At 50.5% G+C, this 568-nt stretch carries 1 rRNA gene; it reads right to left on the reverse strand.

Annotated features, from left to right (window positions below):
* Positions 1–568 (reverse strand): 23S ribosomal RNA (locus tag LPAF129_RS11070); the annotation flags it as partial.

Below are 568 nucleotides of genomic sequence, written 5' to 3' on the forward strand. Positions count from 1 at the left end.
TAATTGGTGGTCTGGGCTGTTTCCCTTTCGACTACGGATCTTATCACTCGCAGTCTGACTCCCGGAACAAGATCAGTGGCATTCGGAGTTTATCTGAATTCAGTAACCCAAGATGGGCCCCTAGTCCAAACAGTGCTCTACCTCCACGATCCTTAACTTCCGAGGCTAGCCCTAAAGCTATTTCGGAGAGAACCAGCTATCTCCAAGTTCGTTTGGAATTTCACCGCTACCCACACCTCATCCCAGCATTTTTCAACATACACGGGTTCGGTCCTCCGGTGCGTTTTACCACACTTTCAACCTGGACATGGGTAGGTCACTTGGTTTCGGGTCTACGTCATCATACTCAAGCGCCCTCTTCAGACTCGCTTTCGCTGCGGCTCCGGCTTTTCACCTTAACCTGGCATGATAACGTAACTCGCCGGTTCATTCTACAAAAGGCACGCCATCACCCATTAACGGGCTCTGACTACTTGTAGGCACATGGTTTCAGGAACTATTTCACTCCCCTCCCGGGGTGCTTTTCACCTTTCCCTCACGGTACTGGTTCACTATCGGTCACTAGGTA

Source organism: Ligilactobacillus pabuli (assembly GCF_022836475.1).
GTDB classification, from domain to species: Bacteria; Bacillota; Bacilli; order Lactobacillales; family Lactobacillaceae; genus Ligilactobacillus; species Ligilactobacillus pabuli.